The 25,031-nt window shown below is 56.8% G+C and carries 21 protein-coding genes and 1 pseudogene; 3 read left to right on the top strand and 19 right to left on the bottom strand.

Going from position 1 to position 25,031, the window contains the following annotated elements:
- Nucleotides 1–251: 251 nt before the first annotated feature.
- The 7 genes from ACRQ84_RS07785 to ACRQ84_RS07815 all read right to left on the bottom strand — a co-directional run bounded on the left by ACRQ84_RS07785 (nt 252) and on the right by ACRQ84_RS07815 (nt 7,102).
- Nucleotides 252–419, bottom strand: coding sequence for a hypothetical protein (locus tag ACRQ84_RS07785; RefSeq protein WP_196762334.1), 168 nt, complete (start codon nt 417–419; stop codon nt 252–254).
- Nucleotides 420–555: 136 nt separating this feature from the next.
- Complete coding sequence (locus tag ACRQ84_RS07790) at nt 556–1,968, bottom strand: EmmdR/YeeO family multidrug/toxin efflux MATE transporter (protein WP_064739133.1); 1,413 nt, start codon at nt 1,966–1,968, stop codon at nt 556–558.
- Nucleotides 1,969–2,088: 120 nt separating this feature from the next.
- Nucleotides 2,089–2,838 carry an ABC transporter ATP-binding protein gene (locus ACRQ84_RS07795; RefSeq protein ID WP_064739134.1) on the bottom strand — a complete coding sequence of 250 codons (750 nt, stop codon included), beginning with the start codon at nt 2,836–2,838 and terminating at the stop codon, nt 2,089–2,091.
- Nucleotides 2,831–3,706 carry an ABC transporter ATP-binding protein gene (locus ACRQ84_RS07800; RefSeq protein ID WP_483817660.1) on the bottom strand — a complete coding sequence of 292 codons (876 nt, stop codon included), beginning with the start codon at nt 3,704–3,706 and terminating at the stop codon, nt 2,831–2,833. The genes ACRQ84_RS07795 and ACRQ84_RS07800 overlap by 8 nt, the downstream gene beginning before the upstream one ends.
- Nucleotides 3,699–4,979 (bottom strand): high-affinity branched-chain amino acid ABC transporter permease LivM, encoded by a 1,281-nt coding sequence (gene livM / locus ACRQ84_RS07805; RefSeq protein ID WP_483817661.1) that lies wholly within the window; start codon nt 4,977–4,979, stop codon nt 3,699–3,701. The genes ACRQ84_RS07800 and livM overlap by 8 nt, the downstream gene beginning before the upstream one ends.
- 10 nt (nt 4,980–4,989) lie before the next feature.
- On the bottom strand, nt 4,990–5,904 hold the full coding sequence (locus ACRQ84_RS07810) for an ABC transporter permease subunit (RefSeq protein WP_483817662.1): 915 nt from the start codon (nt 5,902–5,904) through the stop codon (nt 4,990–4,992).
- A gap of 82 nt (nt 5,905–5,986) precedes the next feature.
- Nucleotides 5,987–7,102: a branched-chain amino acid ABC transporter substrate-binding protein gene (locus ACRQ84_RS07815; RefSeq protein WP_483817663.1), complete on the bottom strand. Its 1,116-nt coding sequence runs from the start codon at nt 7,100–7,102 to the stop codon at nt 5,987–5,989.
- Nucleotides 7,103–7,648: 546 nt separating this feature from the next.
- Here ACRQ84_RS07815 and ACRQ84_RS07820 point away from each other — a divergent pair.
- Nucleotides 7,649–9,097: an AMP nucleosidase gene (locus ACRQ84_RS07820; protein ID WP_064739139.1), complete on the top strand. Its 1,449-nt coding sequence runs from the start codon at nt 7,649–7,651 to the stop codon at nt 9,095–9,097.
- A 49-nt stretch (nt 9,098–9,146) separates the two neighbouring features.
- On the opposite strand, the gene ACRQ84_RS07825 is transcribed toward ACRQ84_RS07820, so the two are convergent.
- Together ACRQ84_RS07825 and ACRQ84_RS07830 are read right to left on the bottom strand one after the other, a co-directional pair.
- Complete coding sequence (locus ACRQ84_RS07825; RefSeq protein WP_483817664.1) at nt 9,147–9,683, bottom strand: hypothetical protein; 537 nt, start codon at nt 9,681–9,683, stop codon at nt 9,147–9,149.
- A gap of 262 nt (nt 9,684–9,945) precedes the next feature.
- Nucleotides 9,946–11,244: an NCS2 family permease gene (locus ACRQ84_RS07830; protein WP_008105472.1), complete on the bottom strand. Its 1,299-nt coding sequence runs from the start codon at nt 11,242–11,244 to the stop codon at nt 9,946–9,948.
- Between the two features lie 410 nt (nt 11,245–11,654).
- Between ACRQ84_RS07830 and ACRQ84_RS07835 the strand changes: the two genes are divergently transcribed.
- Complete coding sequence (locus ACRQ84_RS07835) at nt 11,655–12,401, top strand: response regulator (RefSeq protein ID WP_064739140.1); 747 nt, start codon at nt 11,655–11,657, stop codon at nt 12,399–12,401.
- Here the strand turns inward: ACRQ84_RS07835 and ACRQ84_RS07840 are convergent.
- The 6 genes from ACRQ84_RS07840 to ACRQ84_RS07865 all read right to left on the bottom strand — a co-directional run bounded on the left by ACRQ84_RS07840 (nt 12,338) and on the right by ACRQ84_RS07865 (nt 18,560).
- The gene (locus ACRQ84_RS07840) at nt 12,338–13,390 is read right to left on the bottom strand and encodes a carbohydrate kinase family protein (RefSeq protein WP_483817665.1); all 1,053 of its coding nucleotides are present in this window, start codon (nt 13,388–13,390) and stop codon (nt 12,338–12,340) included. The two genes, ACRQ84_RS07835 and ACRQ84_RS07840, sit on opposite strands and share 64 nt — an antisense overlap.
- 1 nt (nt 13,391) lies before the next feature.
- The gene (locus ACRQ84_RS07845; protein WP_064739142.1) at nt 13,392–14,252 is read right to left on the bottom strand and encodes a ketose 1,6-bisphosphate aldolase; all 861 of its coding nucleotides are present in this window, start codon (nt 14,250–14,252) and stop codon (nt 13,392–13,394) included.
- An 11-nt stretch (nt 14,253–14,263) separates the two neighbouring features.
- Nucleotides 14,264–14,947: a D-lyxose/D-mannose isomerase gene (locus ACRQ84_RS07850; protein WP_483817666.1), complete on the bottom strand. Its 684-nt coding sequence runs from the start codon at nt 14,945–14,947 to the stop codon at nt 14,264–14,266.
- Nucleotides 14,948–15,018: 71 nt separating this feature from the next.
- Nucleotides 15,019–15,957 carry an ABC transporter substrate-binding protein gene (locus tag ACRQ84_RS07855; protein ID WP_483817667.1) on the bottom strand — a complete coding sequence of 313 codons (939 nt, stop codon included), beginning with the start codon at nt 15,955–15,957 and terminating at the stop codon, nt 15,019–15,021.
- A 103-nt stretch (nt 15,958–16,060) separates the two neighbouring features.
- Complete coding sequence (locus ACRQ84_RS07860; RefSeq protein WP_064739144.1) at nt 16,061–17,044, bottom strand: ABC transporter permease subunit; 984 nt, start codon at nt 17,042–17,044, stop codon at nt 16,061–16,063.
- Nucleotides 17,045–17,054: 10 nt separating this feature from the next.
- Nucleotides 17,055–18,560: a sugar ABC transporter ATP-binding protein gene (locus ACRQ84_RS07865; RefSeq protein WP_064739145.1), complete on the bottom strand. Its 1,506-nt coding sequence runs from the start codon at nt 18,558–18,560 to the stop codon at nt 17,055–17,057.
- Between the two features lie 144 nt (nt 18,561–18,704).
- On the opposite strand from ACRQ84_RS07865, the pseudogene ACRQ84_RS07870 reads away from it, so the two are divergent.
- Nucleotides 18,705–21,294: pseudogene (locus ACRQ84_RS07870) on the top strand (ATP-binding protein).
- Here the strand turns inward: ACRQ84_RS07870 and phnE (ACRQ84_RS07875) are convergent.
- The 4 genes from phnE (ACRQ84_RS07875) to phnC all read right to left on the bottom strand — a co-directional run bounded on the left by phnE (ACRQ84_RS07875) (nt 21,248) and on the right by phnC (nt 24,859).
- The gene (gene phnE, locus ACRQ84_RS07875; protein ID WP_483817668.1) at nt 21,248–22,132 is read right to left on the bottom strand and encodes a phosphonate ABC transporter, permease protein PhnE; all 885 of its coding nucleotides are present in this window, start codon (nt 22,130–22,132) and stop codon (nt 21,248–21,250) included. The pseudogene ACRQ84_RS07870 and the gene phnE (ACRQ84_RS07875) sit on opposite strands and share 47 nt — an antisense overlap.
- On the bottom strand, nt 22,129–22,992 hold the full coding sequence (gene phnE / locus ACRQ84_RS07880) for a phosphonate ABC transporter, permease protein PhnE (RefSeq protein ID WP_483817669.1): 864 nt from the start codon (nt 22,990–22,992) through the stop codon (nt 22,129–22,131). Before phnE (ACRQ84_RS07880) ends, phnE (ACRQ84_RS07875) begins: the two co-directional genes overlap by 4 nt.
- Nucleotides 22,993–23,075: 83 nt before the next feature.
- Nucleotides 23,076–24,002: a phosphonate ABC transporter substrate-binding protein gene (phnD, locus tag ACRQ84_RS07885; protein WP_064739149.1), complete on the bottom strand. Its 927-nt coding sequence runs from the start codon at nt 24,000–24,002 to the stop codon at nt 23,076–23,078.
- Nucleotides 24,003–24,028: 26 nt separating this feature from the next.
- Nucleotides 24,029–24,859: a phosphonate ABC transporter ATP-binding protein gene (phnC, locus tag ACRQ84_RS07890; RefSeq protein WP_064739150.1), complete on the bottom strand. Its 831-nt coding sequence runs from the start codon at nt 24,857–24,859 to the stop codon at nt 24,029–24,031.
- Nucleotides 24,860–25,031 lie beyond the last annotated feature (172 nt).

Below are 25,031 nucleotides of genomic sequence, written 5' to 3' on the forward strand. Positions count from 1 at the left end.
CTAAATGATAACGCCAATGGTTATCATTTACTTTTCTATCTTACACGCACACCACGCCTTGGGAATACATTTCTTTACGATAAAATGACGGAATCAATACAATTGATAGAGTGCGAAAATCCTGGTGATATTTTTTGAATGAAGGATCATATTTAAGCCATAAAAAAACCCGCTCGGCCGAGGAGCGGGTTTTTTATTCAACAGTGCACAGTTCATTCCAGTAGCTGTAGCGGATCACATGGTGAAGGCGCTTATCTCTCATAGTAGCGATACACCGATGGATGGAATTCAACGCCGTAAAGCTGGCTGATAGGAATCAGCAGGTCGATATGATTACCGAGATCGAATTCACGCTCTTCTGCGGCTTTCGTCTCGCCATTGATCAGTTGGTTAAACCACTGCTGAAAGAGATTCTTCATTGTCAGCTTCTCCACAAATGATTGACGCTGACAGTAAACCGCATCCGGGCATATAACCAAAACGATTAGTTCTACGCTACTTTGCCGAATAATGCATATATGTTGGGTCACCATTTATGGCGACCCAACCAACGCCCTATCCCCTGCTCTTCGCCATCATCTTACGATAATTATTCAGCCATTTGCCGCTGACCAGCCGCCACCAGAAGAACACGCCGCGCACTGTCCAGTCGAGGAACATCCCCAGCCACACGCCAACAACGCCCATTCCCAGCACGATGCCAAGGAAATAACCGGCGACCACGCGCGCGCCCCACATGCTGAACATCGACACATACATGGTGTATCGCGCATCACGCGCCCCTTTCAGGCTGGCTGGCAGTACCCAGGACGCGGTCCAGATCGGCATAAACGCGGCGTTGAGCCAAATCAAATGCTTTGTGACTGAAATCACTTCCGGATCGCGGCTATAAAACTGCGCTAAGGTGCCGGCCAGCGGCACGGTAATTAACGCCAGCGAACACAATCCGATCATCGCCAGCCAGAACACATGTTTGATTTGCCGTTCGGCCTGCATCACCTGATTAAGCCCCAGCCTGCGGCCGGTAATGATGGTCGAGGCCGAACCCAGCGCGTTACCCGGCAGATTAATCAGTGAAGCAATCGAGAACGCAATAAAGTTACCGGCGATTTCATTGGTGCCCATACCGGCAACAAAAATCTGCGTCAGCAATTTACCCCCATTAAACAGCACCGATTCAATACTGGCAGGCACGCCAATACCCAGCACTTCCATCAGGATGTTGCGATCCCAGCGGCGGAAATAGCTGGCGATAGAGATTTTCAATGCCGGGGTAATGCCGCGATACAGCACGTAAATCGCCGCTGCCGCGCCGATATAGCGCGAGATGGTTAAGCCCAATCCGGCCCCCATAAAGCCCAGCCCTTCCCAACCGAGGCAGCCGTAAATCAGCACGCTACTGATGACGATGTTAAGAATATTCATGCCGCCGTTAATCAGCATTGGGATCTTGGTATTGCCCGCGCCACGCAGCGCGCCGCTGCCAATCAGCGCAATCGCCGCCGCGGGATAGCTCCACGCCGAGGTTTGCAAATAGCTCAGCGCCAGCTCTTTCACCTTGGGATCGGCGCTGCCGGCAATGACATCAATGATCAGATGTCCCCAAAACTCGATGGCGATCACCAGCACAAACGCCAGCGCGGTCATCAGTCCCAGCGACTGTCGCGTAGCAGCACGCGCACGTTTACCGTTGCGCTTGGCTAAGCTGAAGGCCACCACCACCGTGGTGCCGAGATCGATCGCTGCGAAGAAGGAGATGATCACCATGTTGAAGCTGTCGGCCAGGCCGACGCCCGCCATCGCTTCTTTACCGAGCCAGCTCACCAAAAAAGTGCTGAGGACGCCCATCAGCATCACACAGAGGTTTTCGATAAAAATGGGCACGGCTAATGGGGTGATTTCACGCCAGAACAACGTACGGTAAGAGCGACGTTTGGGATACCACGCCGTGTTTCTGACCGCCCGCATCACTGCTACGCCAGGATTTTGCAAGGGAATACCAAATCACTTTGGAGAGGAAGAAGAGTAATAATGATGATAGGCCACTGAGAATTATGCAAAGTGTTTCCCCTCACCATTTAATCATTATTACAAACTTTTTGTCGCCACCACCGCAGGATCGGCTGCACCGCCCAAATACGCGCTGCGTACTTCATCGTTATTAAGCAATTCTGCACCGCTGCCGCTCAGCCGAATCTCACCGTTCACCATCACATAGCCGCGATCCGCCAGCTGCAGCGCATGCCGGGCATTCTGCTCCACCAGAAACAGCGTCATGCCTTGCTGCGTTAATTCCCGCAGAATGCCAAAGATCTGCTTCACCACAATCGGGGCCAGACCCAGGCTGGGTTCATCGAGCAGCAACAGTTTCGGGCGACTCATCAGCGCGCGCGCAATGGCCAGCATCTGCTGCTCGCCGCCTGAGAGCGTCATGGCGCGCTGCTTGCGCCGCTCGAGCAAGCGCGGGAACAGCTGATACATACGCTCTTTGTCCTCTTTAACAAAACGTTCGCCGATGGCGATGGTGCCCATCAGCAGGTTCTCTTCCACGGTCATATCGGCAAAGATGCGCCGCCCTTCTGGCGCCTGCGCAATGCCGCTGGCGGCAATGAAGTGGGTTGATCGCTGGCTGATCGCTTCGCCGCGTAAGCGAATCTCGCCGCTAGCAATACGCGGCTGACCAAAAATCGACATCAGCAACGTGGATTTACCCGCGCCATTAGCGCCAATTAGCGCCACGGTTTCACCCTGATTCACCGTCAGTGACACCTGTTTCAGCGCCTGCAAGGGACCGTAAAACACATCGACCTGCTCAAATGCCAGCATCGGTTCAGCCATAATCGCTCTCCTCTTCTGCGCCGAGATAGGCGGCAATCACTTTGGGATCGTGACGAATCTGCTGCGGCGTCCCCTGGGCAATCACATCGCCATGATCGAGCACCACAATGTGATCGGAAATGCGCATCACCATCGGCATGTCGTGTTCGATCAGCAACACGCTAATGCGATGATCGGCACGCAAGCGATGCAAAATCTCGCTCAACGCCTCGGTTTCCACCGGATTTAATCCAGCCGCCGGTTCATCCAGGCAAATCAATTCGGGCCGCGTACACATCGCGCGCGCAATCTCCAGCCGCCGCTGCTGACCGTAAGAGAGCGTGCCCGCCAGACGGTTAGCGCTCGAGACCAAATCAACGTTTTCCAGCCAGTAGAAAGCCCGATCCAGCGCGCGATTTTCTGCCTCACGGTAGCCGCGCGTGTTCAGTACGCCTGCCAGCAGCTGACGATTGACCTGCATATGCTGCGCCACCAGCAGATTCTCAATCACTGACATCTCACGAAACAGCCGGATATTTTGGAAGGTACGCGCCAATCCGGCACGGTTCACCAGATGCGCACCGCCAAACATCTTGTACCAGAGCCGCGAACCGAGACGGGTGGGATTAACCCAATCACTTGCATGGAGGTTCTGCCCCAGCACCTGAATCACATCGGTGCTGCGCTGATTGGCGTTGAGCACAATACGTCCGCCGGTAGCGCGATAAAAGCCGGTCAGGCAGTTAAACACCGTCGTTTTACCCGCGCCGTTGGGACCGATTAATGAGGTCACCGAACCGCGCTCCACCCTCAGGCTGACATCATTCAGCGCCTTGATGCCGCCAAAGCGCATCATCAGGTTGTTCACTTGCAGAATGGCATCACTCATGGCGCACTCCTTTTCGCACTGGAACGCCGACGCGCGCCGTGCGTACCAGCCCGCGTGGCCGCCAAATCATCATCAGCACCATTAACATGCCGAATAGCAACACGCGGTATTCGGCAAAGCTGCGCAGCAGTTCCGGTGCCACCGTCAGCACGAATGCCGCTAGCACCACGCCCAGCGTCGATCCCATGCCGCCGAGCACCACGATGGCAAGAATCAGCGCCGACTCAAAAAAGGTGAACGAGGTGGGATTAACGAAACCCTGATAGCTGGCGAAAAACACCCCAGCAATACCTGCGGTTGAGGCGCCCAACATAAACGCCGAGAGCTTAACTAACACATGATTAAGCCCCATCGCGCGGCAGGCAATCTCATCTTCGCGCAGCGCTTCCCAGGCGCGGCCAATCGGCATGCGTGTCAGGCGATGTTTGATCCACAGCACCAGCAGCACCACCAGAACCAGCACCACATAGATGAAGATAAACTTCATATTCGGGTTGTAAGTGACATGCAGAAACTCGTGATACGGCACGCCGCCATCGCGTGCGCGGCGAGCAAACTCGAGACCAAAGAAGGTCGGTGATGGCACGGAAACGCCGTTCGGACCGCCGGTAAACGCGACCCAATTCGTCAGCACCAGGCGAATAATTTCACCGAAGCCGAGCGTGACAATTGCCAGATAATCCCCGTGCATGCGCAGCACCGGGAACCCTAGCAACGCACCGGCAAAGGCCGCCAGCAGCGCCGCCAGCTGCAGCATGCTCCAGAAGCCCAACCCAAGGTATTGATAGCCGAGCGCCAGGCCATACGCGCCGATGGCATAAAAGGCGACATAGCCGAGATCGAGCAATCCGGCGAGGCCGACCACAATATTCAAACCCAACCCCAGCAGTACATAGATCAGGCCGAGAATCGCCACCGTTAGCAGGTATTTGCTGGAGAGAAACGGAAACGCCAGCGCCACAATCAGCAGCAGCGGCAATATCCAGCGCAACCGTGAGCGATAGCCGGGATCGCGCACGTAAACCCCATCATCTTTACCAGCGAACTTACGCATCACGCGCTGCCCATACGCCGTATGCAGAAACACACTGACCAGCAAACGTCCCGCCATCACCACCGCCACCAGCAGCGCCACGCGCTGTGGCGAGAGTTTAAAGCTGTAACCGTCAAGCACTACGCCCACAATCGGGCCAAATACCACCAGCGCCACCAAACCTGCTAACAGCGTATCGAGCAGCGCCTGGCGCAGCGGATTTTGCGTCATTGCATTCATTGTGGCTTCCTCACACTTTGGCGACCAGCGGCCGTCCCAGCAGTCCTTGCGGGCGGAAGATCAAAATCACCACCAGCAGCGAAAACGAGAACACATCTTTGTAGTCAGAATTCACCATGCCCGCGAACTGCGCTTCCGCTACGCCCAGCAATAATCCCCCGAGCATTGCGCCCGGGAGCGAACCGATGCCGCCGAGTACCGCCGCGGTGAAGGCTTTGATACCAATGATGAAGCCGGCGTAAAAATCAAAGGTGCCGTAATTCATCGTCACCAGCACACCGGCCAATCCCGCCATCGCCGCGCCAATCACAAACACCAGAGAGATAACCCGATCGGTATTGATACCGAGAATCGACGCCATGCGCCGGTCCTGTTGTACCGCACGGCAAATACGCCCCAGCTTGGTGTATTGGATAATCCAGGTCAGCAGCGCCATGCCGCAAAACGCCGCGATCAGGATGAATATTTTGGTCCAGGTGATTTGCACCACACCGCCATCAAATTCCATGCGCCACACGCCGGTCAGCAGCGTCGGAATGCCCTGCTGATTCGGCCCCTGACTGAGCTGCACGTAGTTTTGCAAAATCAGTGACATGCCGATCGCCGAAATCAACGGCGCGAGGCGCGTCGAGTTGCGCAGCGGACGATAGGCGATACGCTCAATCGCCCAGCCGTAAGCCGAGGTGACAATGATGGTGAAGATTAAGGTGCCAAAAATCATCAGCGGGAAAGAGTGAATGCCAAAGTAGCTCAAAATCGCTAAGCCGATGGCGCACAGATAGGCGGAGATCATATACACCTCGCCGTGGGCGAAGTTGATCATGCCGATGATGCCGTAAACCATGGTGTAGCCGATGGCGATCAAGCCATACACGGCACCGAGCGTTAAACCGTTGATCAGCTGCTGTAAGAAGAAGGCGTCCATAATGTCGTCTCGTACTCAATGGGAGCGCACACCTCGCGCTCAATCGCGAATGACCCCGCAATGCGCGGGGCCGCGTGGCACATTACAGCTGGTGATACTTGCCTTTGTCGTCCCATTGATACACGACGTAATCCGACACTTTGAGATCGCCTTTACTGTCCCAGGCTTTTTTGCCCATTACGGTATCGACGCTATTGGCTTTCAGCCAGTCGCTGGCCTTGGTGTTGTCTTTACCTGCCGCTTTGTAAGCGGCCGCCAGCGTTTGCACGGAGGCATAAGCGTACAAGGTGTAACCTTCTGGCTCAAAACCACTGGCGCGGAATTTTTCGATTACGGCTTTGCCATCGGCGAGGGTGCGCGGATCGTTGCCGAAGGTCATGTAGACACCTTTGGTGTATTGCGGGCCACCTGCTGCGGTCACCATCTCTTCAGTTACGATGCAGTCGCCGGAGAAGAAGGCGGCATTAACGCCTTGCTCACGCATCTGACGCACCAGCGGACCGGCTTCCGGATGACAGCCACCGAAATAGACCACGTCAGGTTTCAGCGCACCGATTTTTGTTACCAGCGCATTGAAATCTTTCTCGCCGCGCGACAGCCCTTCATACAGCACTTCTTTCACGCCACGCTTCTCAAGTGAGGCTTTGGTGGCATCCGCTAGCCCTTGGCCGTAAGTGTCTTTGTCATGAATGATGACCACTTTCTTCGCTTTGAGCTTGTCGATGATGTAGTCAGCGGCGATGGCACCCTGCTGGTCATCACGACCACACATGCGGAACATGGTTTTCATGCCGCGTTCAGTAATTTTCGGGTTGGTTGATCCAGGCGTGATCGCCAGAACACCGGCCTCATCGTAGACTTCCGAGGCGGGCATGGTAGATGAGGAGCAGAAGTGGCCGACGACCGCCATGACCTTGTCCTGATCGACCAGTCGGTTAGCCACTGATACCGCCTGTTTCGGTTCACAAGCGTCATCGCCCTGCACCAGCACGATTTTCTCGCCATTGATGCCGCCCGCCGCATTGATATCCTCCGCAGCCTGGCTTGCGCCTTTCCAGTATTGCGCGCCGTACGTCGCATTAGGCCCAGAGAACGGACCGGCCACACCAATTTTAATATCTGCCTGAGCGTAAAAGGCCACGCTTAAACAACCTGCAATCGCCACCTTCATTGGGTGTTTTATGAATTTCAAAGACATGCTTTCAATCCTCAACGGGTCAGGAACGGAGCCATACCACGGCCTGGGAGAAATCAATTTCTGAAACCTGGCAAAACAGCATGTGGCCCACAAACCCGTGGGATCGCCATTTATCGCGTAATGCTCGTCAGTTATGCAAGAATCGGTCACCTTAAATGGCGACCCTACGTTTATAGTGCTCGGTTTCGTAGGGTGCGCATTCATGCGCACCTGCATAACCCAGCAATTTTTGCTTAAGTGAGCGGCATTACGCCATTTGTGGCGATCTTCTTTCAGGAAAGTCGTAGGTTGATTAAGGCCACGGTTGAAAACAAGCAATAAGCTCGCCAACAAAACTTAACGCCGACGATTTTTTGCATTGGCATCGCGCCAGGACTGGAGACACGCGATGTAACATCCCTGCTGATCATAAACATAGCTGCGGTTACGCCATGCACCAGCACCGTGATGGTGCAGAATGCGGTCGATCACAGATTCTTCATCGTAGCGCAGGCTTTATCCGCTATGCTCTGGTAAAAACGGTCCACGTTTCCAGAAGGAGAACCCATGAATACACAACGGAACGGATTGAGCAGCCAGCAAGCGCTGGATGAATTAGAACGCCTGTATGAGGCCGCTGTTGACGCGCTGCGCAACGCTATTCGCGATTTCACCGCCAGCGGACAATTGCCGGATGAAGCCGCGCGCCAGCAAGGGTTGTTTGTTTATCCGCAGCTGCGCATCACCTGGCTGGGTGAAGGCCCGCAGACTAATCGCACTCGCGCATGGGGACGTTTCACCCATACCGGCAGCTACAGCACCACCATTACGCGTCCGGCGCTGCTGCGCCACTATCTCAGCGAGCAGTTACAGATGCTGGAGAAAGAGTACGACGTGTTGATAGAAGTGAGCCCGTCACAGCAGGAAATTCCTTATCCTTATGTGATTGACGGTTTGTCACTTGACCGCTCAATGAGCGCCAGTATTGCACGCCATTTCCCCACCACCGAACTGTCGCAAATCGGTGATGAAACCGCCGATGGTCTGTTCCATGCCAATGCGATTTTCCCGCTGTCGCATTTCGATGCGCTGCGCACCGATTTCTCGCTGGCGCGCCTGCGTCACTACACCGGTACCGGCGTTGAGCACTTCCAGCCGTTTGTGCTGTTTACCAACTACACGCGCTACGTTGATGAGTTTGTGCGTTGGGCCATTGAGCAGGTGCAGGACCCCAACACACCGTATGACAGCCTGGCCTGCGCTGGTGAGGTGGTGATCACCGCCGATACGCAAGATCCGACGGCGATGATGTCTGACCTTGCATGGAAAAAGCATCAAATGCCCGCCTGGCATCTGACGTCACCCAATCGTCGCGGTATCACGCTGGTGAACATCGGTGTAGGTCCCTCTAATGCCAAAACTATCTGCGACCATCTGGCGGTGATTCGTCCGCACGCCTGGCTAATGATTGGCCACTGTGGCGGCCTGCGCGAAAGTCAGACCATCGGCGACTATGTACTCGCGCATGCCTACCTGCGTGACGATCACGTACTCGACAGCGTACTGCCGCCGGACATCCCGATCCCAAGCATCGCCGAAGTGCAGCGCGCACTGTATGACGCCACCAAAGCGGTCAGCGGCATGCCGGGTGAAGAAGTGAAACAGCGCCTGCGTACCGGCACGGTCGTCACCACCGATGATCGCAACTGGGAACTGCGCTACTCCGCTTCTGCACTGCGCTTCAACCTCAGCCGCGCTGTGGCGGTCGATATGGAAAGCGCCACCATCGCTGCACAGGGCTATCGCTTCCGCGTGCCGTATGGAACCTTGCTGTGCGTATCCGATAAACCTCTGCACGGCGAGATCAAGCTACCGGGCCAGGCAAACCGCTTCTATGAGGGCGCGATTTCCGAGCACTTACAAATCGGCATCTGCGCGGTTGAACTGCTGCGTGCCGAAGGCGATAAGCTGCACTCGAGGAAGCTCAGAACCTTCAACGAGCCGCCGTTTAGGTAATCATGATGCGTTCCGGCCCCTGAGGGCCGGAACCGTGCAGCAAAGCGCGTCATGACATCTTCAAAACAATATTCTGAACAAACCACGCCAACACCAGAAGGCCTGTCGGTAACATGATTTTCCAGGTTAGGCTGTTATTAAAGGCCGATATTTTTTCTTCCAGCTGATTAAATCTTTGATCAACTCTTTCGAACTTCTCATCAATCCTTTCGAACTTCTCATCAATCCTTTCGAATCGCGCATCTAATTTGTCGAACTTATTATCAATTCTCTCGAATTTCTGGTCGAATTTCTCTTCCATCCGCTCAAACTTTTTATCGATACGTTGTTCAAGCGCCCCGAGCTCGCCCATAATCTCGACACGCATTGCCCCCTGCTCGGCTCGCACCTTTTCGATATCCGCTTTGGTGGCAAAATGTTCTGAACGCGCCGTTAGCACCGCAACATCCATCTGAATCTGCTGGGTGGTTTTTTCCAGCTGTTCAACCCGTTTGATTACTTGTTCCATTTGATGATCTCCTTTGTTACCAACGTCAAAAATTAGCGGTGGGAACACACGAGTTGTATTGCTAATGGGGTAATCCATCACCGAATCCTCTTCCATCGCTTTCTTTCAATCCGTCCACCACCCAGTCAGTGAAACAGATTTATGCAGCGTTAACATTCCACGATCCCGCCATTCACAGCCCATTTTTTGCAGGCAGGTGTAAACAACATGCAGAGCGTAGGCCGGCACGAGACGGAAAAGAAGTGAGCATCAAAAAGGATTGCGAGGAGTCACGCAGAAAATAAGCGAAGGGATGCAATAGCAGACACGGAAGCCCGAGCGGGCTTCCGTTAAGCCCGGATTAGGCGCTCAGCCAGCCCAGCTTGATGACAAACAGAATCGACAGAATGATTAGCGCCGGGTTGACCTCTTTGGTACGGCCGCTTAGCAGTTTCACCACCGTCCAGGTGATGAAACCGAACGCAATGCCGTTGGCAATGGAGTAGGTCAGTGGCATGGTCAACGCAGTGACGGTAACCGGTGCCGCCGTGGTGATGTCTTTCCAGTCGATATCCGCCAGACCTGATGCCATTAGCACCGCAACAAACAATAACGCAGGTGCCGTAGCATAAACCGGCACGCTGCCCGCCAACGGCGAGAAGAACAGGCTGAGCAGGAACAGAATCGCTACCACAATCGCCGTCAAACCGGTGCGGCCACCGGCACTGACGCCTGCAGCAGACTCCACATAGCTGGTGGTGGTTGAGGTACCGAGCAGCGAACCAAACAGCGCAGCGGCGCTATCGGCGATCAGCGCACGGCCCATTTTCGGCACGTTGCCCTGCTCATCCGCCAGACCGGCGCGCTTGGTCACACCCAGCAAGGTGCCGGTGTTGTCGAACACGTCCACGAACAGGAAGGCGAAGATCACGCTGACCAGACCGACGTTAAAGGCCCCTGCGATATCCAGCTGCATAAAGGTCGGTGCGATGGAAGGCGGAGCGGAGAACACGCCGCCAAACGGTGTCAGGCCGATGCCCATAGAAATGAACGTCACCACCAGAATGCCAATCAGCACCGCGCCAGTAACGCGACGCGCTTCCAGCACCACAATGATGAAGAAGCCCAGCAGCGCCAGCAGCGGGCCCGGTTTAGTCAGATCGCCCAGGCCAACCAGTGTGGCCGGGTTATCCACCACGATACCCGCGCCTTCCAGAGCGATAATCGCCAGGAAGAGGCCGATGCCGGCACCAATACCGGCACGCAGCGGCAGCGGAATGCTGTTAATAATCCACTCACGAATTTTGAAAAGCGACATGGCAAAGAAGATCACTGCCGACAAGAACACCGCACCCAGCGCGACTTGCCACGTGTATCCCATATGCAAAACCACGGTATACGTAAAGAAGGCGTTGAGGCCCATGCCCGGTGCGAGCGCGATCGGATAGTTAGCGATCAAGCCCATTAACACGCAGCCAATCGCCGCCGCCAGACAGGTCGCCACGAAGACCGCACCTTTATCCATGCCGGTTGCACCGAGAATGCTCGGGTTCACAAACAGGATGTAGGCCATTGCCAGGAAGGTGGTAATACCCGCAATGATTTCGGTACGCACCGTGGTGTTGTGCGCTTTAAGTTTGAAGAGTTTTTCTAACATCATCATCTCTCATGAGCGGAGTCGGCACGAATGCGCGCGCTCCTTGCCAATGTGGTTTACATGCTTATTGTTGTTTTGAAAGCGAAGCAAACGGGACAAAAGGTGGTAAAACCTTCCGCTTTCCCCTGTCCATATAGCAATAGCTATGCCACTCCCCTACGCAATCGATTACGTTTCTAATTGCCGTAGCGGTTAGGATAATTCTGAACCAGAACGAGGCGCGATTATGGTGCATTGCACCAGCGCCGCGCAATCGTTTTCCCATCGGCGATTCTCACATCAAAATATTGCTGCACTGCACGCTTTCGCACTCTGACAGGCGATGGCGCTCACGTTTCTGCGGGCTGAATCAGCAGGTAAAAAACATCGGGTTACACTGCTTTTAACCCTTTCGTAACAAAAGAGGCGCGTCCATGAAGCCCGCGATTCTGGTGGTTGATGATGACCGTGCAGTATGCGAACTGCTGCACGATGTGTTGAACGAGCATGTGTTCACCGTTTATAGCTGCCACCAGGGCAAAGATGCGCTGGCGCTGATAGCGTTACATCCAGACATTTCGCTGGTGATGCTGGATATGATGCTGCCAGACACCAACGGCCTGCTGGTACTGCAACAGATACAGCGACAGCGTCCCGACCTGCTGGTGATCATGTTGACCGGCATGGGTTCGGAAGCGGATATGGTGGTGGGGCTCGAAATGGGTGCAGATGACTACATCGCCAAGCCTTTTAACCCGCGCGTGGTGGTTGCGCGGGCGCGGGCCGCATTACGGCGCTGCGGTCGACTGGTACAGCCTGAAACGTTGCAGAATGAGGGTTGGCAATTTAACGGCTGGCGACTGGACGATGCGCGCTGCCAGCTGTTCAACCCGCAGCGTGAAAGTGTACCGCTGACGCAAGGTGAATACACACTGCTGCGTGCACTGGTGGCACATGCGCGTAAAGTATTAACCCGCGATCAGCTGCTTGAGCTCACGCACAGTGAGAGCCTGGAAGTATTTGATCGCACCATTGATGTGCTGATTATGCGGCTACGACGTAAGATCGAAGTTAATCCGCATCAACCGAGCCTGATCCGCACCATTCGCGGCCTCGGCTACGTCTTTTCCGCCGATGTGATGCGCCCTGCCTCTTCAGCGCGCGAAACGCAAATCGCCTGATCCATCCAGCGCTGCATCTCGGCTAAAGGCCGCGTGCCGTCCAGCGCGTTTGCTGCATGCAGATTAAAACAGGCGCTGGTGTGCGCCAGCTTCAGCGTTTCCGTTAGTGACCAGCCTTCATGGCTGGCATAGAGCACACCGGCGCAAAACGCATCGCCCGCCCCGACGCTGCCCACAATCTCTCCTGGCGCCATGCACCATGCCGGTTGCCAGCGCCCTTCTCCGTCCGCTTGCTGGCCCCACGCACCTTCCGGCGCATGAATCACCACACGCTGGCGCACGCCTTGCTGCAGCAACCACGTCGCCGCCTCGGCAAACGCGGCGGGCGCAGCCAGTCCTTGCGGTGTACGCAAACTGACGCCAGTGAGTGATTGCGCCTCCAGTTCGTTAATCACCAGATAATCGAGCCAGCGCAGCGCAGGAACGACCAGCGGTCGATATTCGCCCACGCGTGTTACCAAATCGAGTGAAGTGAGATAGCCACGCTGCTGCATTTGCGCCAGCAACCGTGCGCTGCGCGTACCGTATTCGTCGTCGGGCACATCGAGACTATCCAGCAGCAGCAAATAACCCAGATGGAAGATGCGATGGGATGTGGAGACGTCAGCAAAATGGGCCAGATCGAGCTTGCCATTGGCACCGCGCGCATGGAAAAAGGTGCGCTGGCCGTCCGGCGCGGTCATCACCTGCGTCATCGCCGTGTTGCTACTCGCGGTGCGTTGCACAAAGTGGCGATCGATATGGTGATCGTCGAGCAGTTGCAGGATGTAGTCGCCGTCGCTGTCCTCACCAATCATGCCAATCCCCGCCAGCGGCAGATGCACCTGCATACGCGCCAGCGTAAATAGCACGTTGAGCGCCGCGCCGCCGCTGCATTTCTCGCTGTGCTGAATTTCCGTCAGCCAGCCCTGTTCCGGCCAGTGGCTGATGCGCTGCACGTGGTCCACCAGCATGCTGCCGGCACCGATGATGCCGTTACGCGCTCCCATCTCAGGCCCTCCCGGCGCTGCCAAATACCTGCATCTGCTGCGCGACGACGTTGGCGATATCGCGCTCCACCGCCATCAACAACTCGGCAAAGGAGTCGTAGCGCGCATCACGCTGGGTGATCTGCGCTTCAATCGCGCCGAGCGCCGCCTGCGACATGCCGGTGTAGAAGTTAATTTTGTTAATGCCAAGGCTGACGGCACGGCGGAAATCCGCATCACTAATGCCAGAGCCGCCATGCAGCACCAGCGGAATGCCGGCCGTAGAACGGATCGCCGCCAGTCGGTCGAAGTCGAGCTTCGGTTCGCCTTTGTACTTGCCATGTGCATTGCCAATCGCCACCGCCAGGCAATCAATGCCGGTGGCGCGAACAAACTCGGCCGCCTGCGCCGGATCGGTGAATTTATCGCTATCGGCCTCACCAAACAGCGCACCGCCTTCATCACCGCCCACCGCGCCGAGTTCGGCTTCAACCGAGACGCCGAGCGCGTGGCACATTTTTACCACTTCCCGCGTCTGGCGGACGTTTTCGTCGTAGCTCAGCGTGGAACCATCAAACATCACGGAAGTAAAGCCGAGGCGAATCGCCTGCATTACCGCCTCAAAATGCAGGCCGTGATCGAGATGCAGCACCACCGGAATATCGTGCAGTGCCGCTTCGGTGCGTACGGCGGCCACCAAATGCTCAAGGCTGACATACTTAAAATGCACTTCGGCAATACTGATAATAAACGGGGATTGCTGCTGCTCCGCCGCCTGATAAAGCGCGCGCAGGAAATGGGTGTCGAGGACATTAAACGCGCCAAGCGCGTAGCCGTTCTGTTGCGCATGGGCCAGGCCCTGCGCCAGTGAAATCAGTGCCATGATGGGCTCCTTCAGGCCAGCCAGCGGTGATATTCGTTACACAGCAGCCAGCGCGGTTCTTCATCTTCATCAAGCGGATTGAAGCGTGCCAGCGGGGTGAGAAACACGTTGTCATGTTCGTCGTCGTTGGGCATCGAGACTTCACCCACCAGCACATCGCCGTAGCCCTCTTCGCCCCAAAAGCTGTGCCAGATTCCGGGCATTAAGGTGACGCTTTCGCCTGGCGATAAACGCAGTTGCGAACCGGCGGCGTGCGTTTGACGGATGCCGTCGAGCGTGACGTTGACCGCCGTATCGGCCAATTGATTGCCCGCGCGGTTATGCAGCGTGACAATCAAATTGCCGCCGCCGCGATTGATAATGTCTTCCATTTTTTGCGGGTGATAATGCATCGGCGTGACCTGCCCTTCACGCACATGCATGATTTTTTCGGCATAAGGTTTGGCCCACGGCTGACCGCCACGCGAGCCGTTGCGCAGTGTGAACAGGGTTAGACCGGTTTGATTGAAATCGTCAGCGCCGAAGCTGGTGACATCCCAACCAAGGTGCAGCGCCAGCAGTTCAGCGGCATCGTGTTTATCCAAGGCGCGCCATTGGCTGAGGCCATAATCGGCCCACGGCGGCAAATGCACATCCTGGCGCATAAAGAATTCGCGGGTGCGTTGTAAGATCGCATTCACTTCAGAGCGTTGCATAAAAGCTCCTCAGGTTAAGGGGCCAGGTGCATACAAGTCGCCATAAATGGCGACCCTACATGTGTGTGGGCTTACTTCACCGTCCAGCCCTTGTAGCCGCTGACGCTATTGCGGTCGATCATCGTCACCGGAATCAGCACGGGCTTATCCGGCGCGGGTTTGCCCTGCAGGATGTCGTACCCGATCTCCACCGCTTTGGCCGCCATCACCTGCGGATCCTGCGCTGGCGTCGCGACAAACAGCGAGCCTTTACGTTTTAACGCCTCTTCGCCGTCTGGCGATCCATCCACGCCAACAATAAAGAACTCATTACGCTGCGCCTGTTTCGCCGCCAGATCGGCACCGATCGCCGTTGGATCGTTAATCGCAAATACCGCATCAATCTTCGGATTAGCCGACAGCAGGCCGGTCATCACTTCGAGGCCACCTTCGCGGCTGCCTTTAGCGTTCTGGTTATAGGAGAGCAGCTTGATATCCGGATGGCTTTTCAGCTCGGTCATACACCCTTCCACACGGTTTTGCACCGCAGAAACCGGCGGCCCGTTGATGATCACCACGTTGCCTTTGGCTTTCAGACGATCAGAGATGTATTTACATGCCATCGCGCCCGCCGCGGTGTTATCGGAGGTGATGGTGGCGTTGGCGCCGTCTGCCGCCACGTCGACCGCCACCACCACAATCCCGGCATCACGCGCACGTTTTACGGCGGGCGCAATCCCTTTGGAATCGGCGGCGTTGAGGATGATCATGTCCACTTTGGCGGCGATGAAGTTATCAATCTGCCCCACCTGCTGACCGAGATCGTAGCCGCTGGACACCAGCGTGACATTGACCTTGTCGCCCGCTAATTCGCGCGCCTTGAGCTCCGCCCCTTTAGTGATCTGCACGAAGAACGGGTTAGCAAGATCGCCCACCGTCACGCCAATAGATTTCAGTTCTTTGGCCTGAGCCACGCCCGCACTGAACAGCGTCGCCGCCAGCAGCCCGGTTACAATCGGATTAAAACGCATAGTCGATGTTCTCCTGCTTTTTTTGGTTTTATGGTCGCCATAAATGGCGCCCCTACTTACTTGTAGGGTCGGCATTTATGCCGACCTGGATACAATCACAACCTCAACCCACGTGATGCCGCGTCCGGTACTTATCGATCAACACCGCGATAATGATCACCGCGCCCTTAATCACTAACTGCCAGAAATACGACACGCCCATCAGCGTCATGCCGTTGTTTAGCGTGGCGATAATCAGTGCGCCAATCAGCGTGCCGGTGATGGTGCCGATGCCGCCAACAAAACTGGTGCCGCCGAGGATCACAGCGGCAATGGCATCCAACTCATAGCCAACGCCGAGGTTGCCGTTGGCGCTGTACAGGCGCGAGGCGCTCATCAATCCACCGAGCCCGGACAGCAAGCCGCTCATGGCGTAGACAAACAACAGCACCACGCTCACTTTGATGCCGGTCAGGCGCGCCGCCTGCACGTTGCCGCCCACCGCGTAGATATGCACGCCCAACGTGGTACGACGCAGAATGAACCAGCACAGCGCAATCACCGCAAACGCGATAATGATCAGCCACGGCACCGGCCCGAGGTAGCCGTTGCCTATCCACTCAAAGTTGATGTCGGAATTGATCACCGTCGTGCCGTCCGCCAGCAGATAAGCCGCACCGCGCATCGCGGTATAAGTTCCGAGCGTGACAATAAAGGGCGGCAGCCCAGCCCATGCCACCAGAATGCCGTTGAACAGCCCCATAATCAGCCCGGCACCCAGCGCCGCCGGTATCGTCAGGGAAGCAAACGCCGGATCGAGCGATACCACCATCGCCACCACCGCGGTGGTGCCGAGCATTGAACCCACTGATAAATCGATGCCGCCGGTGAGAATGACAAACGTCATGCCCGCCGCCAGCACGATATTGATCGAAGCCTGACGCGTTATGTTCAGCAGATTGCCTTCAGTGAAGAAGTTCGGCGTAACAAAGCCAAACACCGCCACGATCAGAATCAGAATCGGCAGGATGCCGACGGTTTGCAGCAGGTCGCTCATTAACGCGCGCTTGAGCGTGGGACTTTTAACGCGTGCGGATTCACTGGTCATTGCGCTCTCCTCAGGCCTGAACCGGCTGCGCGCCGGTGGCCAGTGTCATAATGTTTTCCTGGCTAATCTCTGCCCCACTCAACTCACCGGCGATGGCGCCTTCACGCATCACATACACGCGGTCGCTCATGCCGACCACTTCCGGTAACTCGCTGGAGATCATTAAAATCGCCACGCCCTGCTGCGCCATCTGCTGCATCATGCGGTAGATTTCGCTCTTGGCGCCGACATCGACGCCGCGCGTCGGTTCATCAAGAATCAGGATGCGTGGCGCAATCGCCACCCAGCGTGAAATCAGCAGCTTCTGCTGATTGCCGCCGGACAAGCCGCCCGCGCGTACTTGCGCATGCGGCACGCGGATATTCAGCGCATCAATCGCCTCACTGGCGATCTTCTGCCCTTTGCGCCGATTGAGCAGGCCATAGCTGGCATCGCGCTCCAGCGTCGCCATCACAATGTTGTCCTGCGCCGCCAGCTCAAGAAACAAGCCCTGCTCTTTGCGGTTCTCGGTGAGAAACCCGATGCCGCGCGCAATGGCGTCACGCGGGGAGTGAATCTGTACTTTTTCCCCGTCAATCCAGATTTCACCGCCGCTCGGTTGATGCACGCCAAAAATCAGCTGCGCCAGCTCGCTGCGTCCGGCTCCGACCAGGCCCGCCAGGCCGACAATCTCGCCGGCACGCACTGAAAGGCTGCTGGGCCGCACTTTGTGTTTGTCGCACAGGTGATTGACGGCGAGACGGATGTCGCCGAGCGGAATGGTGCGATCTTTGTTGAACAGATCGCTAAGCGGGCGCCCCACCATCATGCGCACCAGCTCGCTGGCGTTAAGCTGTTCACGCGTCAGGCTGCCGACGTATTGCCCGTCGCGCAGCACGCTGACGCGATCCGACAGTTCATACACTTCCGCCATGCGATGGCTGATATAGATAATCGCCATCCCTTCGCTGCGCAGACGTTTAATCAGTGCAAACAGCTGCTCGGTTTCACGGTTTGAAAGTGCGGCAGTGGGCTCATCCATCACCAGAATGCGGCTGTTGCGGTGCAGCGCACGGGCAATTTCCACCTGCTGCTGCTCGGCAATGCTGAGACGGCTAACGAGATCGGTGGCAGTAAACTGTGCGCCCAACCGATCAATCACCTGCTGCGCTTCTTCCGCCATCTGGCGACGTTTCACCAGGCCCACGCGGGTGATTTCACTGCCGAGAAAGATGTTCTCCGCCACCGTGAGATTCGGTGCCAGATTGATCTCCTGATAAATCAATGTGATGCCTGCCGCCAACGCCTCTTTTGGGCCTTTAATCGCATACGGCTGGCCGTCGATAAGAATTTCCCCGCTGCTGGCGGTATAGGCACCGGCCAGAATTTTCATCAGTGTACTTTTGCCCGCGCCGTTTTCGCCCATCAGCGCATGCACTTCCCCGGGCCAGACCGTGAGGTCAACGCCCTTCAGCGCATAGAAGTTGCCGAAGCGTCGGGTAATTCCCCGCATCGAGAGTATCGGTGTGCCGTCCATTGAGAGGCTCCTGCTGGCAAAGGTTGCAGCGAGTAAAGCCGCTTCAGATAAATGGAAAATGTCAGCCGCCGTTCACATTTGTCATATTTCGCCTGGCTCACGCTTCTATACTCGCCAGCAGTTGAGCGGTAAGGAGTGGCAACCATGAGACACAGTCTGCGTTGGCACGCGGGCGCGCGCAGTCGCCTGCTGCTGTTTAATCTGCTGGTGATGTCAGTGACGCTGGCGGTGAGCCTGGTGGCCATTTTTGGATTTCGCCACGCAGGTCACATTCAGGAACAGGCGCAGGCACAAACGCTGGCAGACATGAACGGCAGCCTGGCGCTGTCACGTGATACCGCCAATGTGGCAATCGCGGCGGTGCGTTTATCACAGGTGGTCGGCGCGCTGGAGTATCAGAGTGAATCGGCCCGCTTGCAGCAAACGCAGCAGGAACTGCAACAGTCGCTAACCTTACTGGCTAACGCGCCGCTGGCCGCACAGCACCCCCAGCTATTGACGCGTATTCGTGAGCGCAGCCAGATGCTGGAACAGACCATCAATCAATTGTTACGGGCCGGTCATCAGCGTCACCTGCAGCGCAACGTGATGCTGAGCGGTTTGTGGCAATCACAGCTGTTGCTCAATCGCATTGACCTGCTGACACGCGCCGATTCCCCTTCTGCAGCGCTGCGCCAACAAACCCACAGCTTATTCAGCGTGGCGATCCAATCCAGCGCGCCGCAGGCCGCGGTGCAGCAACTGCAAACGGTGCTGCGCCAATGGCAAGCGCTAACGCTAAGCGGCGTGCTGAACACCCAGGTGCAGCGGCTGATTGCCAGCAGCAGCAGTTTGCTGCCGGTGGCGCAACAGCTGGAGCAGAGCGATATCGCCATCGCCTACGCCACCTACCGCATCAAAGCGCTGGTGGCGATGCTCAACGACGACATCACCCATTACGTGCAGCGGGTGGCGCAGCAGAGTGATGCACGCAGCGCGGTGACCCATGAAGAACTGGATTCGATCATCGGCTTTATTGGCCTGTTTATGCTGCTGGCGCTGCTGATCACCGGTTACGCCGGTTATTACATCTACCGCAATCTGGGTTCGAGTCTGACCGCCATCGCCCACGCCATGACGCGGCTGGCGCAGGGTGAAAAAGAGCGTCAATGTGCCGGGTCTGGCGCGGCGCGATGAGCTGGGCGATCTGGCGCGCGCCTTCAACGTGTTTGCCCGCAATACTGCCTCGCTGGCGCACACTTCACGCCTGCTGAAAGAGAAAAGTAACCAGCTGGAATCCACTTTCCTTGCCATGCGCGACGGCTTTGCCCTGTTTGATAACAGTGGTCAGCTGGTGGTGTGGAACGCGCAATATGCCGAGCTGCTGGGTATCGCGCCGCGCGAGTTGCATCGCGGTTTGCATTACCAACAGCTCTTAAAACGCGTCGATGTGCAACTCCACGGGTTAGCCGATGCGCAGGAAGTGCGGCTGGCAGATGGACGCACGCTGGAGCTGCGTTTCAGCCCGGTGCCGCGCCGTGGCATGGTGAATACCGTGCTGGAACGCACCACACGCAAAGCACTGGAAGAGGCGCTGCTGCACAGCCAGAAAATGAAAGCGGTCGGTCAGCTGACCGGCGGGCTGGCGCACGACTTCAATAATCTGCTGGCGGTGATCATTGGCAGCCTGGCGTTAACCGTCGATCAGCTGCCGCCCGGTATGCTCGCCAACCGCATCGAGCGCGCGCGTCAGGCCGCTGATCGAGCGGCGCAGCTGACGCAACGTTTGCTGGCCTTTTCGCGCAAACAGGCGCTCTACCCGCGCGCCGTGTCGGTGGTGGAACTGGTGGATAATCTGCATTCGCTGTTGCAGCATGCGCTGCTGCCCGGCCAACAACTGATAATCGATGCACAGCGCCCCGGCTGGCCAGCATGGATCGATGCCGGCCAGCTAGAAAACGCGTTGATCAATCTGGTGGTCAATGCGCGCGATGCGATGGCGCAACAGCGCGGTGAAATCCGCCTGCGCATCTGGAATCAACGCAAACAGGAAGCCGACGGCAAGCGCGATCGCGTCACAATTGAGGTCATTGATCACGGCTGCGGCATGTCGGCGGAGGTGCGCGAACAAGTGTTTGAGCCGTTCTTCACCACTAAAGCCATTGGCAGCGGCAGCGGTTTGGGCTTATCGATGGTGTATGGCTTTGTGCGCCAGTCCGGCGGCCAAATCGAGCTGGAAACCGCGCCCGGACAAGGCACCACCGTGCGGTTGCTGCTGCCGCGCGCGCCAGAAGCGGCGCAGCCGCTCAGCGTACCACCGCCGTTGCTCTCGCAGGCCAGCAACGATCGACTGGTGTTGGTGCTGGATGATGAACCGACGGTGCGGCAAACGCTGTGCGAACATCTGCACCAGCTCGGTTATCTGACGCTGGAGTGTGGCGATGGCGAAAGCGCGCTGACGCTGCTGCGCCAGACGCCGGATATCGAGCTGTTAATCAGTGACTTGATGCTGCCGGGCGGCATTAACGGTGCGGATGTGATTCGTCAGGCGCAGGCGCAGTGGCCGCATCTGGCGACCGTGTTAATCAGCGGCCAGGATCTGCGCCAGACGCAGGTGACGCTGCCGCTGTGTGAACGGCTGGCGAAACCCTGGCATCAGGCGCAGCTGGTGCAGGCGCTGGAGCGCGCCTGGCAGCGCAGCGCACGGCTTAATCGCGCGCGGCAGGCTGCCACAACGGCACCCCTTTCCCCGTGATGTAACGCTTACGCAGCTTGCTGGAGATGACATCCATGATCATCACCACGGCCACCAGGATAATGGTCAGAAACATCACCACATCCCAGTTCCATAGACGCATGTTCTCGGCATAGACCAGGCCCACGCCACCCGCGCCGACGAAGCCTAACACCGCTGCTGATCGGGTATTGGATTCAATTTGATACAGGCTGAGCGCGAGGAAAGTTGGGAACGATTGGGTAAAAATACCGTAGCGATGTTTCTGCAAGCTGTTGGCGCCCACCGCACTCAGGCCGCGACCTGGCGAACGCTCTACCGCTTCATGCCCTTCGGCATACAGTTTGCCGAGCAAACCGACATCCTGCATCACAATCGCCAGCACCCCCGCCAGCGGCCCCATGCCAACGGCACGCACGAAAATCAGACCCCAAATCGCCATGTCGATGCCGCGCAGGACATCAAGCACACGACGCACCACCAGCGAAATCGGACGCGTTAGCGCATCGTGCATCACGTTGCGCGCTGCCAGGAATGAGACCGGCAGCGCGATCAGCGAAGCGGTCAACGTGCCGGAAAACACAATCGCCAACGTGATACCGATTTGCGTGAAGTAGTACCCAAACGGCCAGTTGAGGAAATCCTGCCAGACAAACATACGCAGGAAATAGCGGCTGAGTTGCTGGCAGCCAACGAGAAAACGGCTCCACTCAATGCCAAAGAATTCGAAAAAGAACAGGTAATAGAGCGCGATGGCCAGCGCCACCAACGCGACGCGGCGCAGATAGCGGTGCTGCACGGCAAACAGCGCGGCATGTTCCTGCTTGAGTTTGGCGACATCCGGCGCTAAGGCAATCATGGCACGTCTCCTTCTACTACGCGGCGGCGCAGCCAGCCGGACAGCGTATCCAGCAGCGACACCACCACGATAATCAGCAGCAACGTGATGCTGACCTGATCGTAACGGTCAAGTTTGATATTGGTCATCAGCTCCTGGCCAATGCCGCCCGCGCCGACCAAACCGAGAATGGTTGAGGAGCGGAAGTTAACTTCCAGACGCATAAAGCTGTAGGAAAGAAACGTCGGTTTAACCTGCGGCCAAAACGCAAAACGCATGCGCTGCAGTTTGCTGGCACCGCACGCCGCAAGGCCGCGCACCGGTTTATCCGAGGCGCTTTCAATCGCTTCGTAGAACAGTTTGGTCAGGCTGCCGACGGTGTGCAGCGCCAGCGCGAGGAAACCGGGAATGGCACCAATGCCAAACGCCATCACGAACATCACCGCCCACGCCAGCTCCGGCATGGTACGCAGGAAGGCGACGAAAGCACGAATCGCCATGCGCAGGCTGCGCGGCGTTTGGGTGTTATCCGCGGCGAAGAAGGCCAGCACACCGGCAACGGCCACCGCCACGATGGTTGACGACAGCGCCAGCTGCAAGGTTTCCCAGATCAGCGGCAGCTGGAAGTGCAGCCGATAGCCCCAATAAGCCAGCGAGCCTTCGGTTTTGCCGTCGGCAAACAGCAGTGACAGATGCAACACCGGCATCGTTTCGCCGATGTAGTCAAAAAAGTGTGGCAGCGACTGCCAGACGGTGAGCAGATTAAATTCCGCCATCTTGCCCGCGGCCAGATAGAGCGCCAGCAACAGCAGCGACCACAGCAGCGAGTCGCGCTTTTGCTGGCGGCGAATGCGTTGGTAGTAGTGTTCGAAATCGGTCAAGAGGGAGATTCCTGTGTAACCCGGTCGCCATGAATGGCGACCCTACATTGTCGGGTGCGCATTAATGCGCACCGTTTTATCGCTTAACCGCGCGAACCCTTCATCAAATCGCGCTTCATATCGATGATATTCTGGTAATCCGCCACGGTTGCCGGGCCGATGTGCTGGGCGCCGCCCACCGCTTTAACAAAGCAGCCGTGATCTTCTTTATCCAGCTTCTTGATGGTGGCTACCACTTTCGCTTTGAAATCGGCGGGCAAGTTATTGCTCACCAGAATCGGGCCATTTGGGATCAGCGGCGACTGCCAGATGATGCGGATCTGCTTCATCAGGTCGGGATGATCCATCCGAATCAAACGACCAAAGGCCCCCGAGGTATAACCGGTTTCGCGGTCGCCAATCAGTGACGTCCAGGTCACTGCACCGTCGAATTGGCCGTTCAGCACGCCGAGGATGTCCTGCTCGTGGCCGCCGGAGAAGGTCACGCTGGAGAAGGTGTTGTTGTACTTATCGTCAACCGTGCCACCAAACTCTTTCTTGAACGCCTGGTTAGGCATCAGGAAGCCCGAGGTTGAATCCGGATCGGCCATGCCAAACGATTTGCCTTTCAGGTCTTCCAGCTTTTTGTACGGGCTGTCGGCTTTGACGATCACCACCGAGTGATAACCCTGTGAACCGTCTTTGTCATCCACCACGATGCCCACCACATCCACCGCTTTCGGGTTCTGCAGGTAAACCGATGCATACGATGCCGGTGACATGCTCAGCACCAGATCGATTTTGTTACCCAGCAAGCCCTGAATCACGCCGGAATAGTCAGACGAATTACGCAGTTTGGTATCCACCTGCAATTCTTTGTCGAAGAAATCTTTCACGCACTGGTTATCACCAATCTGCTGCGTGGCGTTCTGGCCGCCGAGAATACCGAGATTCAGTTGTTTGGGTGCTTCCGCTGCGTTAACGCCAAAAGCCATCGCAATAGTCAGTAAAGCTAAAGAAGTCAGTTTCATTGGTGGTTGTTCTCTTGCCGTGGGAGTTAGTGGAGTTGGTTAATTTCGTCGCCGTACAGCTCATGCATCAGGCCGTCGGTCAACTGGGAAGGATGTCCATCAAACAGCACTTTGCCGCGCTGAATGCCGATAACGCGGGTGCAGTAGCTTTTTACCAATTCTATCGAGTGCAGATTCACCATCACGCTGATGCCCTGCTCGCTCACCTGGCGCAGCACATCCATGATGCGCTTGGTGTTTTTCGGATCGAGTGACGCCACCGGTTCATCCGCCAGCAGAATGCGCGGGTTCTGCATCAGCGCCCGGCAGATCGCTACGCGCTGCATCTGGCCGCCGGAGAGGTTTTCCGCACGCTGCAGCGCCTGAGGCAGCATGTTCATCCACTGCAGCAGTTCGATGGCGCGAGCGCGATCGGTTTCGGAAAATACTTTGAAGAACGATTTCAGCGTGGAGGTCTGGCTTAAACGCCCGAGCAGCACATTGGTCAGCACATCGAGGCGCGGTACCAGACAGAAGTCCTGGAAGATCATGCCGCATTCGCTGCGCCATTCGCGCATCTGGCGGCTATTGAGCGTGACCACATCGCGATCCACTTCGCCGTGGCGATTGCTGAGAATCGCACCCTGCGACGCGCTGATGGTGCCGTTGAGCATGTGTAACAGTGTCGATTTGCCTGCGCCTGAGCGGCCAATCACCGCGACCAGCTCGCCCGCATGCAGATCGAAGCTGACGTTATCCAGCACCTGGTTGGCGCCATACGCTTTGCACAATCCCTGCACCGACAGCACCTTATTGCCCTGCCCGATAATCGGCGGGAATGGATTGTCGACGACGGTTTTCAGTAATGCCTGTGCCATGATGCACTCCATCTCTTCTGAGCTGTTGATTGCACGCTATTACGGGGAAGGCGGATGAAAGCTTGATGACAGTAAAATGATTAAACGGTGACAGCGCGTTTTCCCGTCACAACGTGGCGATCGGCTCCGCACCCATCCGGGCATTGCGCAATAAATTGCGCCGCTACGGATG

The sequence above is a fragment of the Pantoea sp. E2023-21 genome, assembly GCF_051302795.1.
GTDB classification, from domain to species: domain Bacteria; phylum Pseudomonadota; class Gammaproteobacteria; order Enterobacterales; family Enterobacteriaceae; genus Pantoea; species Pantoea ludwigii_A.

Bases quoted from the DNA above. Each gene is read 5' to 3' on its own strand.
- ACRQ84_RS07785 (WP_196762334.1), bottom strand. From the start codon at position 419: ATGAAGAATCTCTTTCAGCAGTGGTTTAACCAACTGATCAATGGCGAG.
- ACRQ84_RS07790 (WP_064739133.1), bottom strand. From the start codon at position 1,968: ATGCGGGCGGTCAGAAACACGGCGTGGTATCCCAAACGTCGCTCTTAC.
- ACRQ84_RS07795 (WP_064739134.1), bottom strand. From the start codon at position 2,838: ATGGCTGAACCGATGCTGGCATTTGAGCAGGTCGATGTGTTTTACGGT.
- ACRQ84_RS07800 (WP_483817660.1), bottom strand. From the start codon at position 3,706: ATGAGTGATGCCATTCTGCAAGTGAACAACCTGATGATGCGCTTTGGC.
- livM (WP_483817661.1), bottom strand. From the start codon at position 4,979: ATGAATGCAATGACGCAAAATCCGCTGCGCCAGGCGCTGCTCGATACG.
- ACRQ84_RS07810 (WP_483817662.1), bottom strand. From the start codon at position 5,904: ATGGACGCCTTCTTCTTACAGCAGCTGATCAACGGTTTAACGCTCGGT.
- ACRQ84_RS07815 (WP_483817663.1), bottom strand. From the start codon at position 7,102: ATGTCTTTGAAATTCATAAAACACCCAATGAAGGTGGCGATTGCAGGT.
- ACRQ84_RS07820 (WP_064739139.1), top strand. From the start codon at position 7,649: ATGAATACACAACGGAACGGATTGAGCAGCCAGCAAGCGCTGGATGAA.
- ACRQ84_RS07825 (WP_483817664.1), bottom strand. From the start codon at position 9,683: ATGGATTACCCCATTAGCAATACAACTCGTGTGTTCCCACCGCTAATT.
- ACRQ84_RS07830 (WP_008105472.1), bottom strand. From the start codon at position 11,244: ATGATGTTAGAAAAACTCTTCAAACTTAAAGCGCACAACACCACGGTG.
- ACRQ84_RS07835 (WP_064739140.1), top strand. From the start codon at position 11,655: ATGAAGCCCGCGATTCTGGTGGTTGATGATGACCGTGCAGTATGCGAA.
- ACRQ84_RS07840 (WP_483817665.1), bottom strand. From the start codon at position 13,390: ATGGGAGCGCGTAACGGCATCATCGGTGCCGGCAGCATGCTGGTGGAC.
- ACRQ84_RS07845 (WP_064739142.1), bottom strand. From the start codon at position 14,252: ATGGCACTGATTTCACTGGCGCAGGGCCTGGCCCATGCGCAACAGAAC.
- ACRQ84_RS07850 (WP_483817666.1), bottom strand. From the start codon at position 14,947: ATGCAACGCTCTGAAGTGAATGCGATCTTACAACGCACCCGCGAATTC.
- ACRQ84_RS07855 (WP_483817667.1), bottom strand. From the start codon at position 15,957: ATGCGTTTTAATCCGATTGTAACCGGGCTGCTGGCGGCGACGCTGTTC.
- ACRQ84_RS07860 (WP_064739144.1), bottom strand. From the start codon at position 17,044: ATGACCAGTGAATCCGCACGCGTTAAAAGTCCCACGCTCAAGCGCGCG.
- ACRQ84_RS07865 (WP_064739145.1), bottom strand. From the start codon at position 18,560: ATGGACGGCACACCGATACTCTCGATGCGGGGAATTACCCGACGCTTC.
- phnE (WP_483817668.1), bottom strand. From the start codon at position 22,132: ATGATTGCCTTAGCGCCGGATGTCGCCAAACTCAAGCAGGAACATGCC.
- phnD (WP_064739149.1), bottom strand. From the start codon at position 24,002: ATGAAACTGACTTCTTTAGCTTTACTGACTATTGCGATGGCTTTTGGC.
- phnC (WP_064739150.1), bottom strand. From the start codon at position 24,859: ATGGCACAGGCATTACTGAAAACCGTCGTCGACAATCCATTCCCGCCG.